This is a genomic window from Lysobacter enzymogenes (genome assembly GCF_017168095.1).
Taxonomy (GTDB): Bacteria; Pseudomonadota; Gammaproteobacteria; order Xanthomonadales; family Xanthomonadaceae; genus Lysobacter; species Lysobacter enzymogenes_D.
Genome location: NZ_LXSD01000426.1, coordinates 1 through 16075, shown reverse-complemented (window position 1 = coordinate 16075; position 16075 = coordinate 1). Strand labels below are relative to the sequence as shown.

General features: G+C 70.7%; 14 protein-coding genes. 11 read left to right on the top strand and 3 right to left on the bottom strand.

All coding sequences use genetic code 11. The annotated features are described in order from the left end of the window. On the bottom strand, positions 1–147 hold a 147-nt coding region (locus A7A76_RS18535), incomplete at its 3' end, for an SDR family NAD(P)-dependent oxidoreductase (protein WP_206412590.1). 371 nt (positions 148–518) lie between these two features. Here A7A76_RS18535 and A7A76_RS18530 point away from each other — a divergent pair. The 7 genes from A7A76_RS18530 to A7A76_RS18500 all read left to right on the top strand — a co-directional run bounded on the left by A7A76_RS18530 (position 519) and on the right by A7A76_RS18500 (position 8776). Next, on the top strand, positions 519–1109 hold the full coding sequence (locus tag A7A76_RS18530; RefSeq protein WP_206412589.1) for a hypothetical protein: 591 nt from the start codon (positions 519–521) through the stop codon (positions 1107–1109). Beyond that, positions 1110–3056 (top strand): XVIPCD domain-containing protein, encoded by a 1947-nt coding sequence (locus tag A7A76_RS18525; protein ID WP_206412588.1) that lies wholly within the window; start codon positions 1110–1112, stop codon positions 3054–3056. Positions 3057–3148: 92 nt separating this feature from the next. Next, the gene (locus tag A7A76_RS18520; RefSeq protein WP_206412587.1) at positions 3149–4219 is read left to right on the top strand and encodes a two-component system sensor histidine kinase NtrB; all 1071 of its coding nucleotides are present in this window, start codon (positions 3149–3151) and stop codon (positions 4217–4219) included. After that, positions 4216–5628: a nitrogen regulation protein NR(I) gene (ntrC, locus tag A7A76_RS18515; protein WP_206412586.1), complete on the top strand. Its 1413-nt coding sequence runs from the start codon at positions 4216–4218 to the stop codon at positions 5626–5628. The genes A7A76_RS18520 and ntrC overlap by 4 nt, the downstream gene beginning before the upstream one ends. Before the next feature lie 428 nt (positions 5629–6056). Next, positions 6057–6632: a superoxide dismutase family protein gene (locus tag A7A76_RS18510; protein WP_096376447.1), complete on the top strand. Its 576-nt coding sequence runs from the start codon at positions 6057–6059 to the stop codon at positions 6630–6632. A gap of 349 nt (positions 6633–6981) precedes the next feature. Continuing rightward, positions 6982–7464: a GNAT family N-acetyltransferase gene (locus A7A76_RS18505; RefSeq protein ID WP_206412585.1), complete on the top strand. Its 483-nt coding sequence runs from the start codon at positions 6982–6984 to the stop codon at positions 7462–7464. Between the two features lie 46 nt (positions 7465–7510). After that, positions 7511–8776, top strand: coding sequence for a DUF4034 domain-containing protein (locus tag A7A76_RS18500; RefSeq protein ID WP_206412584.1), 1266 nt, complete (start codon positions 7511–7513; stop codon positions 8774–8776). 22 nt (positions 8777–8798) lie between these two features. Here A7A76_RS18500 and A7A76_RS18495 read toward each other — a convergent pair whose 3' ends face one another. After that, entirely contained in the window at positions 8799–9716 is a 918-nt protein-coding gene (locus A7A76_RS18495) for a hypothetical protein (RefSeq protein ID WP_206412583.1), read from the bottom strand. A 126-nt stretch (positions 9717–9842) separates the two neighbouring features. On the opposite strand from A7A76_RS18495, the gene A7A76_RS18490 reads away from it, so the two are divergent. The 4 genes from A7A76_RS18490 to A7A76_RS18475 all read left to right on the top strand — a co-directional run bounded on the left by A7A76_RS18490 (position 9843) and on the right by A7A76_RS18475 (position 15081). After that, positions 9843–11120, top strand: a complete 1278-nt coding sequence (locus A7A76_RS18490; protein ID WP_206412582.1) for an acetyl-CoA C-acetyltransferase — start codon at positions 9843–9845, stop codon at positions 11118–11120. Between the two features lie 372 nt (positions 11121–11492). After that, positions 11493–12221 (top strand): hypothetical protein, encoded by a 729-nt coding sequence (locus A7A76_RS18485; RefSeq protein ID WP_206412581.1) that lies wholly within the window; start codon positions 11493–11495, stop codon positions 12219–12221. Positions 12222–12755: 534 nt separating this feature from the next. Then, positions 12756–14342 carry a CocE/NonD family hydrolase gene (locus A7A76_RS18480; protein ID WP_206412580.1) on the top strand — a complete coding sequence of 529 codons (1587 nt, stop codon included), beginning with the start codon at positions 12756–12758 and terminating at the stop codon, positions 14340–14342. A gap of 178 nt (positions 14343–14520) precedes the next feature. Next, positions 14521–15081 (top strand): hypothetical protein, encoded by a 561-nt coding sequence (locus A7A76_RS18475; protein WP_206412579.1) that lies wholly within the window; start codon positions 14521–14523, stop codon positions 15079–15081. Positions 15082–15367: 286 nt separating this feature from the next. Here the strand turns inward: A7A76_RS18475 and A7A76_RS18470 are convergent. Continuing rightward, positions 15368–16075: heme biosynthesis protein HemY (locus A7A76_RS18470; protein WP_428995192.1), on the bottom strand; the 708-nt coding region annotated here is incomplete at its 5' end.

The window sequence follows — 16075 nt, the reverse complement described above, 5'->3', positions numbered from 1 at the left end:
CGCCGCCGTCGCCTCGAGCCGTTCGCGCCCGCGCGCGGCCAGGAACACCCGCGCGCCTTCGCGCGCGAACGCCCGCGCCACCGCGCCGCCGATGGCGCCGCTGCCGCCGTGGACCACGGCGACCTTGCCTGCGAGTTCGCCTTGCATACGTTCTCCGTGCTCGGGTGGGGCCTGGCGGCGCCCGGGACGCTAGCTCACACCTTGCACGGCCTTGTTGTCAACCATGTGGTTAAGTACGCCGGGCCGCAGGCGCGCCCGCTTGCCGGATGGGCCGCCCCGCGTAGACTGGGCCGCAGCGGCGCAGGCGCGCCGCGCGATCGCCCGCGCGGCGCCCGTCCCCGACGGCGCGGCCCGGATCCGACTAGCCAAGGAGCAGGCCGACCATGCCTGGAATTCGCATCGCCGCCATTGCGCGCACCGCGCTGCTGCTGGCGCCCGCGTTGGCCTGCGCGGCGTGCCTGGCGACCGCGCGCCCGCCCGCCGCACCGCCCCCGGACCACTCAAGGAAGGAGGTTCACATGCACGACGCAACGACCCCGGCGCCGCCCGCCGCATTGGCCGCGCAGACGCTGGCCAGGCGATGGCTGGCGTTCGCAGGCGAGATCCGCTCCGCGCGCGATTTCGAGCGCGGCCGGTTCTGGAAGGCGATGGGCCTGCCGCCGCAGGAACTCAGCGACAGCCAGTACTTCGAGGACGAATCCGGCTACCAGGCCTTCACCCAGGAATTCGCCGGCGGGAAATGGGCCGGCATCGCCAGCTTCGGCGACGGCGACGGTCAGCCCGGCGCGCGCTTCGCGCGCCTGGCGTTCGAGCATCCGGACGATCGCCTGGACAATGCCGCGCTCGATCTGGGCCCGGTCTGCGAGCTCGACCTCGACGGCTTCCGCCACTCGCTGCTGGGCGCGGGCTACCTGGAAGGGCCGACCGAGCCGAGCGCGGCCGAATACGCGAACAAGGGCACGGCCACCGTCGTGTTCAACCGCGGCTCGCTGCAGGTGTCGCTGGTGACCCAGCGCGCCGCCGCGCCGGCGCAGCGCGGGCGCGCCTGCGTGCTCAGCGCTGAAGCGCGCGATTTCTCCGCGGCGCAGCCCGATGCGGGGAGCCGCTAAATGCCCGCGCCGATCAATCCGCAGCTCAAGGCTGCGCTCGACGCGTTCGCCGCCGAACCCGGCGTCACCCCGGAGCAGGTAACGCAGCTCAAATCCACGATCCAGGCCACGCCGGCCTTGCTGCGCGCGTTCAACGAGGATGCGGCCAACGGCCATCTGCAGGGCTTCGTGCTGGCGCCGGCCGGGCCGGAGTCGATCGGCCGCTACGACCTCGCCAGCAACAAGATCGCGATCCCCGCCGCGGTCCTCAGCGGCGCAGCGCCGGTCGATCCGGACCTGCGCGCGGTGCTGAAGCTGCAGGACATGAGCCTGCGGTTCGCGCGCATGCCGGGCGTCAGCGCCGACATGCACCAGAACCTGGAACGCACGATCAACGATTCGCCCGTATTGGTCGACCGCTTCAAGGACGCGGTGCGCGACGAGGGCAGCCGCCACCTGACCAGCTTCCAGTTCAATTCCGCGCCCGGCGCGGGCGGCAGCTACGACCCGGTCAAGCGCAGCATGAACCTGACCGCCGATTCGCTGGCGTCGGCCACCTACAGCCAATACAACATGACCTTCGTGCTCGGGCACGAGCTGGAGCACGGCTTCAACCGGCTGGATCTGGACCGCTCCCGGCAGACCTACATCGCCGCGCTGCGCACGGTCGCCGGCGACGCCAATCCGGTCAACGACTACACCCCGGCCGCGGCCGCGCGCATGCAGGCGCATCGGCGCGACGAGGCCGAGTCGCACATCGCCGGCTGGAACGCGATGCTGAGCTACGAGAAGCAGCGCAGCGGCAAGGCCGAGGTCAGCCTGCAGGACATGTGGGACAAGGCCGAGCGCTGGCGCGTCGCCGATTTCGTCGAGCTCGACGCGAGCGGAAAGGCGGTCGCCAAGGCCGGGTTGACCTTCAACGCCGACAACAGCCTGACCGCCACGACCGGGCCGAAGGGCAATGTCGAAGCGATGGGCAAGCACTACTTCGACCAGCCGCCGGTGGGCACGCCGGGCGTCGCGGCGATCGACTCGATGGACCTGGGGCTGTACCGGCACTCCGATTACAAGAACCACTACGGCGCCAGCGTCGTCGGCCTGGCGATCTGGGCCGAACGCGAGATCGCGGTGCCCAAGCACGGCAATGCCTCGCAGATGCGCTTGAACATGCAGAGCCTCGGATTCAACGAGGCCCTGCTCGAAGAGAACGGAATTTCGATCGCCGCCGGCTCGACCGCATCGCAGTCCTACCGCGACACCAGCACATCGCCGGCGACGGTGGGCCGTTTCGATCACACCTACGACGGCCCCAACAAGAACAAGCATGTCCCGACCGGGACGGCGTCGCCTGCGCCGCCCGCACCGGGCGCTCCGGCGCCTGCGGGCACTGCGGCGCCGCCAGGTACTTCGACGCCTGCGGGAACTCCGGCGCCGCCAGGTACATCGACGCCTGCGGGAACTCCAACGCCTCCAGGTACTGCGACGCCTCCGGGCGCTGCGTCCGCTCCGACCGCTTCCCCCGCCCAGCAGGCGCGCGGCGCGCAGGAGCCGACGTTGCCGCAATCGGGACACCCGGGGCATGCGATGTACCGGCAGGCGCTGGACGCGTTCGATCGGTCGCCGAACATCCCGGCTGCCGCCTTCACCCCGGAACAGAAGCAAGCGCTGGCCGCGGCGGTCGTCGCCCAGGCGCTGGGCCAGAAGGATGCGTTTCCGCAGGCGAAGATCGACCACGTGGTGTTCAACAACGACCGTTCGATGGTGATCGGCGTGCTCGGCGGCATGAGCGGGCCGGTCAACCATCTGGCGGCCGTGGACGTCCAGCGCGGGTTGGCGACGCCGCTCGAGCAGTCCTCGCAGGCCAGCCAGGCGGCGCTGGAATCGGCGCAGCGCAGGCAGGCCCAGGCCCCTGCGCACGCGGCGGCCCAGCAGGCGGAGACGACGGCCGCGCCGCGACCCGGGCTGTAGCGGTTCGGACGGGGCGCGAGGTCCGATCCGATCGGGTGCGGCGCGCGCGCAACGCCGCCGCGCCGGACGGTGCTTTGCACTAAGATGGTGCAATGCCGCCCGATCCCGCGTTTTCCGCCGACCTCAGCCTCGACGCCCTCACCACCCCGGTGGCCTGGAGCGACGCGGCCGGCGCCCTGACCGGCTGCAACCTCGCGTTCTCGCGCTGGTTCGGCATCGGCGCGCGGCGCCTGCTGGGCTGGCCGCTGGCCGGGCTCGACGCTGGCGACGGCCGTCTGGCGCTGGCGGTGGCGCGCGCCGGCGGCGACGAAGCGCCGCTGCGCATGCGCCGCATGCGCCTGCGTTACGGCGACGGCGAGGAGCGTTTCGCCGACCTGTGGCTGAGCCGGCGCGACGACGGCGGCTGGTTGCTGGAGGCGCATCCGGTCGACGAATTCCCCGGCGACGATCCGGCGCTGTTGCTGCCGTCGGCGCTGTCGGCCTCGCTCAAGGGCCTCGCCCACGAACTGCGCAATCCGCTCGCCGGCCTGAAGGGCGCCGCGCAACTGCTCGCGCGCCGCGTCGACGACGCCGATTCGCGCGAGCTGGTGGAATTGATCGACAGCGAAGTGGGCCGCCTCGCCGGCCTGGTCGATCGCCTGCTGACGCCGGCGCCGCCGCGGCCGCACGCGCCGCTCAACATCCACGCCGTGCTCGAACGGGTGCTGCGTCTGGCCGAGGCCGACGCCGGCTGGGCGGTGCGGCTGGTGCGCGACTACGACCCGAGCCTGCCCGAGTTCGCCGGCGACGCCGACCGCTTGATGCAGGCGGTGTGGAACCTGGCGCGCAACGCGATCGAGGCCGGCGCCAACCACGTCCACCTGCGCACCCGGGTCGAGCACGGCGCGCGCATCGGCGACAGCGCGCACCCGATCGCGCTGCGCCTGGAAATCATCGACGACGGCCGCGGCGTGCCCGAGGAACTGGCCGAGCAGTTGTTCCTGCCGCTGGTGTCGGGCCGCGCCGAAGGCAGCGGCCTGGGGCTGGCGCTGGCGCAGCAGGTCGCGCGCGAACACCGCGGTTCGCTGACCTACCGCTCGCGGCCGGGCCATACCGTATTCACCCTGCTGCTGCCGATGCACATCGAGGACGGCGCAGCCGCATCGACGCAGGAGAGCGCATGAGCGCCGCGCGCATCTGGGTCGTCGACGACGACCGTTCGGTCCGGTTCGTGCTCGCCACCGCGCTGCGCGAGGCCGGCTACGCCGTGGACGGTTTCGAGAACGCCGCCGACGCGCTCAGCGCGCTGGAACAGCGCGGCGCGCCGGACCTGCTGTTCACCGACGTGCGCATGCCCGGCGACAGCGGGCTGGCCTTGCTGGAAAAACTCAAGGCGCGCGCGCCGTCGCTGCCGGTGGTGGTGATGAGCGCCTACACCGACGTGGCCAGCACCGCCGGCGCGTTCCGCGGCGGCGCCCAGGAGTTCCTGTCCAAGCCGTTCGACCTGGACGAAGCGGTGGCGCTGGCCGCGCGCACCTTGGCGACCAGCGCGCCGGAAATCTCGGCCGAGCCCGAAGCCGAGGCGGCCGCCGCCGACATCTTGATCGGCGACACGCCGGCGATGCTGACCTTGTTCCGCGCCATCGGCCGGCTCGCCCAGGCGCCGCTGTCGGTGCTGATCACCGGCGAGACCGGCACCGGCAAGGAACTGGTCGCGCGCGCGCTGCATCGCGAATCGCCGCGCGCGCAGCGGCCCTTCGTCGCGCTCAACACCGCGGCGATTCCGGCCGAGCTGCTGGAAAGCGAATTGTTCGGCCACGAGGCCGGCGCGTTCACCGGCGCCCAGCGCCGCCACGTCGGCCGTTTCGAGCAGGCGCACGGCGGCAGCCTGTTTCTCGACGAAATCGGCGACATGCCGCTGCCGCTGCAGACCCGGCTGCTGCGCGTGCTGGCCGAGGGCGAGTTCTTCCGCGTCGGCGGGCGCGAGCTGATCCGGGTCGATGTGCGGGTGATCGCGGCGACCCATCAGGATCTGGAAGGCCTGGTCGCGCAGGGACGCTTCCGCGCCGACCTGCTGCACCGCCTGGACGTGGTGCGCCTGCGCCTGCCGCCGCTGCGCGAGCGCCGCGGCGACGTGCCGCAACTGGCCGAGCGTTTCCTCGCCGCCGCCGCGCAGCGCTTCGGCGCGCCGCTCAAGCGCCTGTCCAAGCCCGCGCTGGAACGGCTGATGGCGCACGACTGGCCCGGCAACGTGCGCGAACTGGAGAACGTGTGCTGGCGCCTGGCCGCGCTGGCGCCGGGCGAGGCGATCGCGCGCGAGGATCTGGACGACGCGCTCGGCGCCGAACCGGCGGCCGCGGCCGCGGCTGCCGCCGGCGAATCGTGGGAAGCGCTGCTGTCGGCCTGGGCGCGCGCGCAACTGGCCGAAGGCCGCGCGAACCTGCACGCGGACGCGCGCGAGCGTTTCGACCGCGCGTTGCTGGAAGCTGCGCTGGCGCACACAGGTGGACGCCGCACCGAGGCCGCCGCGCGCTTGGGCCTGGGCCGCAACACGCTGACGCGCAAGCTCGGGTCGGGCCGTCGTCGCAACTGAGCCCGGTCTTGCGCGAATCGGTCGGCGGCGACTTCGCTGTGCGGCCGTGCACTTGTGGGAGGGCCTTCAGGCCCGACGCTCTTGTTCCCGCTGCGACGACGCTCGACTTCGGGGGGCTGGGCATCGGAGCGAAAAGCGTCGGGCCTGAAGACCCTCCCACAACCGCCGGGACCGCACGCACGATCGCAACGCGGCTCGCACCTCGCAGCGACGCCGCCTTTGCCGCAACGCAACGATGCACCGCTTGGCGACTCGCCCGCGCCGTGGCGCGACCGCCCGCATCGCCGCCATAATCGCGGCGCAAGGCCACCACACACGCCGCGCCGCCACGCCTTCGCGCGCTTCACTCGCGCTGAACCCAGGCCCAGCTAGCGTCGGACCCACGACCGGGCGTCGCCGCGCGACGCCGCCGACACAGGAGCACCGCCATGTCCGCGACTCTTCGCATCGCCGTACTCGCCGCCGCCACCGCCGCGCTCGCGGCCTGCGGCGGCCAGACCGTCAAACCCACGCCGCCGCCGGCCGCCAGCGCCAAGCCGGTGTCCACCGCCAGCTCGGCCACCGTGGTGCTGGCCTCGGCCTCCGGCAGCCTGGTCAGCGGCAAGCTCACCGTGCGGCCGATGGGCGACGGCGTGCACCTCACCGGCGAGATCGGCGGCCTGACTCCCAACAGCACCCACGCCATCCACATCCACGAGAAAGGCGATTGCAGCGCCGCCGACGCCACCAGCGCGGGCGGCCATTTCAATCCGGCCGCGCAGCCGCACGGCCAGGTCGACCACGGCGCGCACCACGCCGGCGACATGGACAACCTGGTCGCCAACGCCGAAGGCGTGGCCAAGGTCGATGCGCACGCCAGCGGCGTGACCCTCGGCGGCGGCGCGCCCAACGACGTCGCCGGCCGCGCGGTGATCGTCCACGCCTCGCCGGACGACTACAAGAGCCAGCCGACCGGCAACGCCGGCGCGCGCCTGGCCTGCGGCGTGATCAAGACCGGCCGCTGATTCGCGGCAGGGCTTGTTAGCCCGAGGCTGTTCGACTTGTAGAAGGGCCTTCAGGCCCGAAGCTGTTCGACTTGTGGGAGGGCCTTCAGGCCCGAAGCTGTTCGCGCCGGCGCGGCGATGTTCACCGCTGCTGGAAACCCGGAAGCGGCGGGACGCAGGAGCCAGCGCAAGTCGATGATCGAGCCTCATGGTCGCGCAGGGCCACCGCTGCGATGTCATCGCGTGCGGGTCCGCAGCGGCTGAGCGCAAAGCACCGGGACTGAAGTCCCTCCCACCGACGGCGTCGCCGCCGTCGGCGGGCAGTTCGACGCAACGGCAATCCTCCACTTCCACCACCGAAGCCACCGCCATGACCCGCCTGCGCATCCGCGACGCCGCGCCCGCCGACTGCGATCTGATCGCGCAATGGATGATCGCGATGGCCTGGGAAACCGAGCACAAGCGCCTGGACCCGGCCACCGTCCACGCCGGCGTCGCCGCCGGCCTGGGCGATCCGGCCAAGGCGCGCTACTTCGTCGCCATGCGCGAAGCCGACACCGCTGGCCGCGAAACCATCGCCGTCCCCGCGGGCACGTTGATGCTGACGCGGGAATGGAGCGATTGGCGCAACGGCGAGTGGTGGTGGATTCAGAGCGTTTATGTCGACCCTGAGCATCGGCGGCAGGGTGTATACGATGCACTGCATAGTCACGTAGCGGCTTTGGCGCAGGCCGATCCTGCCGTTGTCGGCTTGCGTCTGTACGTCGAGCGCGAGAACATCGCCGCGCAGAACACCTACCGCTCGCAGGGGATGAACGAGAGCGGGTACCGGATCTACGAGTCCGGGTTCTGAGTTCCGACTTGCCGATTTCCGAATCGATCCTGAAAGGAAGAGTGTCATGCAAGGAAGGCGCCTGGCCCGTACCGGGCTGTTAGGGGTGTCGTTAGCGCTCGCCTGGGCGATGTCTGCGCATGCCGAGCCTCCGTCGGCCACATCGTCGTCCAATACATCCGTCGCGCCTGCGGTGCCGTCGATTCCTGCAGGACTGACCCGCGAGCAGCAGATCGCCGCGCAAAAGGCGCTCATCGCCGAGCGCAAGGCGCTCGGGCGCGCTCAGTTCGAGCAGCGTATGAAGGAGCTTGAGCGTCGGCGAAACCCGACGCTCGAAGACTTGCGCGAGTTCTATCCGGCCGACTACGAACGCGAGATCAAGCGTCAGCAACACCTGGCGGCGGTGTTCAAGAACAGCCCGGAGATGGAGATTCGTCAGCAGCTGCCGGCGCGTGCGCGCAAGCTGTTCGCAGCGCGCGATTTCGCCGAGTTGGATCGGGTATACGACGACTATGCGCTGCAGTCCGAACGAACGCCCAGCGGTTTGTGGAAAAGCGGCATGTGGCTCGCGGCCTTGCGCGCCGCAGCCAAGAGCGACGAGGCCTATGTCGCCCGCGACGAGTTGCTGCAGCAGTGGTTGCGCGAACGCCCGCAGTCGGCCTTGGCCCGGCTGTTGCGTGCGGATCTGATGGTTGCGCGCGCCTGGGCGATCCGCGGTAACGGCTACGCCGCCAGCGTTGAAGAGCGCAACTGGCGGCCGTTCTTCGATTGGTTGGGGCGAGCGCAGGACTATCTCGACGCGGAGAAGGCCATCGTTGCGGCCCGGCCCGAATATTACGAACAGGCGATCGACCTGCTGCGTGCCCGGCAGAAGTCCCCGTTTGCGATTTTCGATGAGGGGCTGGAAAAATTCCCGGCGTACTACCCGATGTACTTCGCGATGCTGCAATCCTTGCTGCCAAAATGGCACGGCAGCGCCGAGCAGATCGAGCACTTCACCAGCGAAGCGGTCGCCCGCACCCAGAAAACCGAAGGCCGCGGGATGTACGCGCGCATGTATTGGTACGTCTCGCAAATCGAATACGAGGGCGAGCTGTTCGCTGACACGCGAGCCAACTGGGACCGCATGCGCGCCGGCTTCGAGGACGTGATCGCGCGCTACCCGGATCAGTGGAACCTGCAGAACTACGCCAGCTTCGCCTGTGACGCGAACGACGAAGAAACCCTCAAGAAGCTGTTCGAACGCATCCGCGAGCCCAGCCTCGACGAGGCCTGGCGTTCGCACGAGCGCTACCTCGCCTGCGGCCGCCGGGTAGGCAAGTTCAAGGACTGAACCCGGCGCCGCCGGGCCGGATTCACAAGTCGCCGGGCTGGTAATCGCCGTCGCAGTGCACGAACGTCACCGGCACCCCGTGCGCGCCGAGCACCGCCGAGATCTGCCGCAGCCGCGCTTCGAAGTGCTGGTAGCGGCGGTTGAGCTTGTCGCGGCACTCGGCGGTGTCGCACGGCGCCTCGGGCGCGTAGCGCGCATGCCAGGCGGCCGGCGAGAACAGGGCGATGCGGGCTTCGCCGTCGGCGTAGTGCACCAGCGGTTCGGGCGCGGCGTCGAGCCATTCCTCGCCTTCGGGCTGCAGCAGCGCGGTTTCCAGCAGCGGCCACAGCGGGCCCAGGCCGGCGTGCTCGTACTGCATGGCCATCATCGCGGTCAGGTCGTGCACGGTGAGGTAGCGGGCGTGCTCGACCTTGAGGCCGAACGCGGCCTGCGCCGCCAGCGCGGTGTCGGCGCCGGCCATGCCGCGTTCGAGCAGGCTGGATTCGAGGGTCTCGCCGACCCGGGCGACCAGTTCGGGCGAGCCGCTCAGGGCGAACGGCACCAGCCGCAGCGGGCCGCCGGCGAAGTCGGGCGAGGGCGTCAGCGCGCCGGGCAACTGGTCGTCGTGGGCGCCGAAGGCGATGACCCGGCCGGCCTGTTCGGCGCCGCGCTCGCGCGGCGCGCGCGCGGCCAGTTCGTCGAGTTCGCGGTGCAGCGGCCAGCCCGGGCGCAGCAGCTCGACCGGGTCGTAATGGGCGCCGACGGTGACCAGGTCCAGCGCCGCGGTGTCGGCGGCGAAGCCGGCCAGGTCGCGGGCGATCTTCTCCGACAGGGCGCCGGCGTCCTGGCGGGCGAGGGCGCTGCGTTCCACGGCGGCGTCGCCCTTGAGCTCCAGGGCGAGCGCGCCGAGGACGTGCAGGGGCGCGGCGGGGCCGCGGACGGAAGGGCTTTCGGGGGTCATGGTCACCGAGGATACGCTGGCGTTTGGTAGAGCGCGCTGGCGGCGCTACACTGGGCCACATTATGCCCGCTCTGCCCCGCGGGCCCGCGCGAGTTCCCCGAAACCGCTTCTTCAGAGGTGCTGCCGATGCGTCAAAACCGTCCCGTCGCCGTGCTCGGTGGCGTGCGAATCCCGTTCTGCCGGCAGAACACCGCCTATGCGGACGTCGGCAACCTGGGAATGTCGGTGCGCACGCTCGGCGCGCTGGTCGAGAAGTTCGGCCTGCACGGCCAGCAGCTCGGCGAGGTGGCGATGGGCGCGGTGATCAAGCACAGCAGCGACTGGAACCTCGGCCGCGAAGCCGCGCTGTCGTCCGGGCTGTCGCCGCTGACTCCGGGCATCACCCTGCAGCGCGCCTGCGGCACCTCGCTGGATTCGATCATCACCATCGCCAACAAGATCGCCACCGGGCAGATCGAGGCCGGCATCGGCGGCGGTTCGGACACCACCTCCGACGTGCCGATCGTCTACGGCCGCAGCCTGCGCCGGCGCCTGTTGCAGGCTGCGCGGGCCAAGACCACCAAGGACAAGATCGCCGCGTTCAAGGGCTTCCACCTGCGCGAGCTCAAGCCCGAGTTCCCCGGCGTGGCCGAACCGCGCACCGGCAAGAGCATGGGCGATCACTGCGAGGACATGGCCAAGCAGTGGAACATCTCGCGCGATTCGCAGGACGAGTGGGCGCTGTCCTCGCACCAGAAGCTGGCCGCCGCCTACGAGCGCGGTTTCTTCGACGACCTGGTGGTGAGCTTCCGCGGCGTTTCGCGCGACAACATCCTGCGCGCCGATTCCTCGCTGGAAAAGCTGGCCACGCTGAAGCCGGCGTTCGACAAGACCTCCGGGCGCGGCACCCTCACCGCGGCCAACTCGACTCCGTTGACCGACGGCGCCGCGGCCTGCCTGCTGGCGTCGGAGGAATGGGCGCAGGCGCACAACCACGAAGTGCTGTGCTACCTGCGCGATGCGCAGGTGGCCGCGGTCGACTTCGTCCACGGCGAGGGCCTGCTGATGGCGCCGACCGTGGCGGTGCCGGAGATGCTCAAGCGCAACGGCCTGACCCTGCAGGATTTCGACATCTACGAAATCCACGAGGCCTTCGCCGCGCAGGTGCTGTGCACGCTGCGCGCGTGGGAGAGCGAGGACTATTGCAAGAACCGGCTCGGCCTGGATGCGCCGCTGGGCAAGATCGACCCGGCCAAGATCAATCCGAACGGTTCCTCGCTGGCCGCCGGCCATCCCTTCGCCGCGACCGGTGCGCGCATCGTCGCCACCGCCGCCAAGGAGCTCAAGCAGCGCGGTGGCGGCCGTTGCCTGATTTCGATCTGCACCGCGGGCGGCATGGGCGTGGTGGCGATCCTGGAGCGCTGAGCGCTGCGGCGGCGCGCCGCGGTATCGCGGGTCTTATCGGGGCCGAAGCTGCGAAGCTTCGGCCCCGCTGTTTTGGGAGGCGATGCGCCGGATCGGAAAGCATCGGGCCTGAAGGCCCTCCCACAAAAAAGCAGCATGAAGCTTCTGTCCGAAGCGCTTGTGGGAGGAGCTTCAGCAGCTTGTGTCCGAGGCTCTTGTGGGAGGAGCTTCAGCAGCTTGTGTCCGAAGCTCCTGTGGGAGGGACTTCAGTCCCGACGCTCTTGTCCCCGCCGCTTCGCCCTCGCACCGTCTCCGGCCGCACATCCCGACCGCCACGGCCTCGCCTTCGCGCTTTGAGGCACAATGCCGCTTCCGTCACGACAAGGATCTGTCATGCGCCTGCTTATCGCGTTGTCGCTCGCCCTCGGCCTGGCCCCGCTGTCCGCGCCGGCGATGAAAATCCTCGACATGCAGATCGTCTGCCCCGTCGACGGAAAATCCTTCTCCGCCCGCGTCGCGGTGTCGGGCACCTCGTTCGGCCGCTACTTCGACGGCCAGGAATTCGGCCCCATCGCCTCGCCCGGGCCGTTGCCGGTGTGTCCGGACAACGGCTTCGTGGTCGGCGAAAAACGCGAATACAGCGAAGCCGAACTGGCGCGGCTGCGCGCGTTCGTGGCGTCGCCCGACTATCGCCGCTGGGCCGCCGAGGACACGCCGTACTACCGGCTGGCCAAGCAGCAGGCCTACTTCGGCGCGTCGCAGGACGAGGTCGCGCAGATCCTGCTGGCCGCGACCTGGGAAGCCGGCGCGCGCCGCTATCCGCGCTACGCCGAGCAGGCGCTGGCGGCCTGGCAGCAGCGCGCCGCGCGCGAAGCCGGCAGCGACCGCGCCTATCACTCGCGCATGCTGGTCGGCGAACTGCAGCGGCGCCTGGGCCGCTTCGACGACGCCCGCGCCAGCTTCGAAGCGCTGCGCGCCGACGCCGGCTTTCCCGGCAAGCAGGTCGAGGCCGAGGATGCCGCGTACCTGCGCAAGATCGTCGAAGCGCAGCTCAAGCTGATCCGCGACCGCAGCGTGGCGCATGCGCGCCTGGACGAGAACGGCGAGATCGTCGACTTCTGAGCGGTGCGTGCCCGAAGCCTGTAGGAGGGCCCTCAGGCCCGATGCCTTTCGCTCCGATGCGGTGAGCGCTCATGGCGGCTGACCGAAAGGCATCGGGACTGAAGGCCTCCCACAAAAGCCGCTGTCCTCCGGCTGTCTGGGCGTCGGAACTGGAGTCGGCCACCGCGGCACCTCTCTGGCCGTGGGTATGTGGCATAGCGCGAAGTCTGTGGGAGGGCCTTCGGGCCCGATGCCTTTCGCTCCACTGCGGCGAACGCCAATCGCGGCTGACAGGAGGGCATCGGGCCTGAAGTCCCTCCTGCAAACGTCGCTCTGCTGTGGCTGCCTGGACGGATTTTTCGCCACAAGAAGGCGGATATATCGCGCCTCCTGGCACCTCTTCCACGCATTCCGTGACCCAGGTCGCCCACGTTCACCTGGTTGCCCGACTCGCCACGTTGTTGCCCTCCATGCGCAGTGGTACGGTCGCTGGGCGGTAAACCATACGCAAACGTATCCATTCGTGCAGGACCGGTCCTTGGGAGGGGACGACTCATGCGCAGGATCCAAACGTGGTGGCTGTCGTTCCTGTTGCTGTTCCTGGGCCTGTTCGCCCCGGCCGCCTATGCCGGCGGTTTCAACGGCCAGTACCAACGCATCGCCGGCTGGGACGGAGCGCAGATGGGCGCCTTCGTGATGGTGCCCAAGGACCAGGGCCCGGGCCCGTTCCCGCTGCTGGTGATGCCGGCCAGCTGGGGCGTGCCGAACCTGGAGTACGTCGGCCGCGCCGGCCAGCTCGCGGGCAAGGGCTATGTGGTGGTGAGCTATACCTCGCGCGGGTTCTGGGATTCGGCCGGGCAGATCGACATCGCCGGGCCGGGCACGGTCGAGGACGTCAGTTCGGTGATCGACTGGGCGCTGGCGAACACGCCCTCGGATCCGAACCGGATCGGCGCCAGCGGCATTTCCTACGGCGCCGGCATCAGCCTGCTCGCCGCCGAGCGCGATCCGCGCATCAAGGCGGTCGCCGCGCTGAGCGGCTGGGCTGATCTGGAAGCCTCGCTGTACGCCAACCGCACCGTCAGCCAGCAGGGCGCGGCGCTGCTGGTGGTCGCCGGCGCGCTGACCGGCCGGCCCGGCCCGGAACTGGCCCAGGCCACCGCGCGCATCGCCCTGGGCGATTTCGACGGCGCCGTCGCCGGCTTGTTGCCGATCGTGCCGCAGCGCAGCCCGATGACCGAGGTCGCCGCGCTGAACCGCAACGGCACCGCGGTGCTGCTGGCCAACGCCTTCAACGACAGCCTGTTCCCGCCCGGCCAGTACGTGGATTTCTACAACGCGCTGAGCGGGCCCAAGCAGTTGCTGTTCGCGCATGGCGACCACGCCACGGTCGAAGCGCCCGGCGCGCTGGGCCTGCCGAACGAGACCTACACCGCGGTGCAGCGCTGGTTCGACCATCACCTCAAGGGCATCGACAACGGCGTGCCGCGCGAACCGGCGGTACGGCTGAAGTCGCAGGACGGCGATTGGCGCGGCTACGCCGACTGGGCCGCGGTGCAGAGCGGCGCGACCGTGTTCGCGCTGAGCAAGCCCGGCGGCCTGATCGCGCCGACCGGCGAGTTGCGCGATGCGCCGAGCGTGGGCTGGAGCCATTCCATCCTCACCGGCGTGCCGACCGTGGCCGATTCGGGCGTGGCCATGGTCAGCGGTTTCCTGCAGTCGCTGCAGGTCGCGCCGACCGCGTCGATCCCGCTGGTCGCGCGCGCCGGCGCGGCGGTGTGGCAGTCGCCGGTGTACTGGAGCGGCGCCCAGCTCAGCGGCATGCCGCAGCTGCGCATCACGGTGACGCCGAGCCAGAGCGAGGTCAGCCTGTTCGCCTATCTCTACAGCGTCGACCTGCTCGGCACCGGCCAGTTGCTGAGCCACAAGCCGGTGTCGCTGCGCGGCGCGCGGCCGGGCGTGGCGCAGAACCTCGACCTGCGCCTGGAAGCGACCAGTTGGGACATTCCGCCGGGCCGCCGCCTGGTGCTGGTGGTCGACACCGACGATGCGCGCTACGCCGGCGCCAGCCGCATCGGCGGCACGGTGAGCTTCAGTTCGCCGGCCGCGAGTCCGGCGACGTTGACCGTGCCGCTGCGCTGAGCGGCGGCCGTGGATGGCGCGAAGACGGCGCCGCGAGGCGCCGTTTTCGTTCGCGGCAGCGCGGGCGCTTTTGTCCGGCGCGCCCGCGGCGATACGATGGCGGCGGGGAACGGCCGCAGCGGACGCCGCGCCGGGCAGGGGGCCCGGGGCCGGAAGCGCGGCAGCGACAGGGCGCACCATGCAGAACTTCAATCCGTACCAGGCGCCGCAGAGCGCCTTCGACGAGACGTCGAGCGAATCCGACGACCGCCGCGGCCCGTGGCGCGACGGTCCCGACCTGGTGACCCTGCGCGACGCGCGGCTGCCCGGCCGCTGCGTCAAGTGCAACGCGCCGGGCCAGGCCCGGCTGCAGAAGACCTACTACTGGCAGAGCGCGTGGTGGCTGCTGCTGGTGCTGCTGAACTTGCTGATCTTCCTGATCGTCTCGCTGGTCGTGCGCAAGAAGTGCACGCTGCAATCGACCCTGTGCGAACGGCACGCGCGGCGCCGCTCGCGGCTGATCGTGGGCGCGCTGAGCTGCCTGGGCGCGTGCGTGCTGAGCTTGATCGCGGCCGGGATGAACGAGTCGGGGCCGCTGTTCGCGCTGTCGGGCGCGTTGTTGCTGGCTTCGATCCTGGTCGCCGTGATCGCCGGGCGCATGCTGTATGCCAAGCGCATCACCGAGCGGTACGCGCGTTTCGGCGGCGCGGGCGCGGAGTTCCTTGCGGGGTTGCCGAGGTTTCGCGGCGGCGATGCTTGAGTAGCGCTGTGCGGCGCGCGAATCGAGCGAAGGGCGTCGGGACTGAAATCCCTCCCACAACGGCAAAACGCCGAGCGGGCGATGCAGTAGCGAGCGCAACGGGTTTTTGTGGGAGGGACTTCAGTCCCGATGCTTTCGTCTCAGCCGCGACGCGAGCGCGCGGCGAGCGGGCCGCAAGGCATCGGGACTGAAATCCCTGCCACGGCGCAACCGCGCAACCACTCAACTGCTCAGCCGCTCAACTGCTGAGCCACTCAACTGCTCAACCGCTCAACCGCTCAACCGCTCAACCGCGCAGGCGCGGCATGCCGAACTCGTCGCGCTCTTCCACCACCGCTTGGTCGAACAGCTTCTGGCGCAGATCGCGGCCGGGCAGTTCGCTCGGCGCTTCGCCGCGCGCGGCGCGCAATGCGTTGAGGTAGCTCAGGCGCGCGCGGCTTTCGTCGCCGGCCTGGGCGAAGCCGTGGCCGAGTTCTTCCCAGGCCTCGCTGCCGGCGCCCTGGGCCAGCGCGCGGTGCAGATAGGCCTCGGCCTGCGGCCATTGGCCCTGGGTGCGCGCCAGCCGGGCCAGGCTCAGCAGCAGACCGGGGCTACCCGAGTGTCCGGCCAGCCAGCGTTCGGCCTGGGCGCGGCGGGCATCGAGGCGGCCGATCGGCAGGCGTCCGTACAGCGCCGCCAGCGATTCGTCCCAGCGCGCGTCCAGCGCCTGCTCGAGGCTCTTCGCCGCGGCTTCTTCCCAGCGCATGTCGGCGGCGCGCTCGGCGTAGGCGGCGACCGCGGCGGGTTCGTTCTTGAGCGGCTTGGGCAGGCTTTCCCACAGGTCGGCCAGCACGTTGGCGTCGGCGGCTTCGCGCAGCGCGGCTTCGGCCCATTGCGCTTCCAGCCGGCTCAGCTGCGCGGCCGGCCAGGCGTTGCTCTGGCGCAGCGCGCCGAGCAGGCCGTAGGCCTCGCCGGCGCGGCCGAGCGCGGCCAGCGCCTGCGCGCGCAAGGCCAG

Bases quoted from the DNA above. Each gene is read 5' to 3' on its own strand.
- A7A76_RS18530 (WP_206412589.1), top strand. From the start codon at position 519: ATGCACGACGCAACGACCCCGGCGCCGCCCGCCGCATTGGCCGCGCAG.
- A7A76_RS18525 (WP_206412588.1), top strand. From the start codon at position 1,110: ATGCCCGCGCCGATCAATCCGCAGCTCAAGGCTGCGCTCGACGCGTTC.
- A7A76_RS18520 (WP_206412587.1), top strand. From the start codon at position 3,149: ATGCCGCCCGATCCCGCGTTTTCCGCCGACCTCAGCCTCGACGCCCTC.
- ntrC (WP_206412586.1), top strand. From the start codon at position 4,216: ATGAGCGCCGCGCGCATCTGGGTCGTCGACGACGACCGTTCGGTCCGG.
- A7A76_RS18510 (WP_096376447.1), top strand. From the start codon at position 6,057: ATGTCCGCGACTCTTCGCATCGCCGTACTCGCCGCCGCCACCGCCGCG.
- A7A76_RS18505 (WP_206412585.1), top strand. From the start codon at position 6,982: ATGACCCGCCTGCGCATCCGCGACGCCGCGCCCGCCGACTGCGATCTG.
- A7A76_RS18500 (WP_206412584.1), top strand. From the start codon at position 7,511: ATGCAAGGAAGGCGCCTGGCCCGTACCGGGCTGTTAGGGGTGTCGTTA.
- A7A76_RS18495 (WP_206412583.1), bottom strand. From the start codon at position 9,716: ATGACCCCCGAAAGCCCTTCCGTCCGCGGCCCCGCCGCGCCCCTGCAC.
- A7A76_RS18490 (WP_206412582.1), top strand. From the start codon at position 9,843: ATGCGTCAAAACCGTCCCGTCGCCGTGCTCGGTGGCGTGCGAATCCCG.
- A7A76_RS18485 (WP_206412581.1), top strand. From the start codon at position 11,493: ATGCGCCTGCTTATCGCGTTGTCGCTCGCCCTCGGCCTGGCCCCGCTG.
- A7A76_RS18480 (WP_206412580.1), top strand. From the start codon at position 12,756: ATGCGCAGGATCCAAACGTGGTGGCTGTCGTTCCTGTTGCTGTTCCTG.
- A7A76_RS18475 (WP_206412579.1), top strand. From the start codon at position 14,521: ATGCAGAACTTCAATCCGTACCAGGCGCCGCAGAGCGCCTTCGACGAG.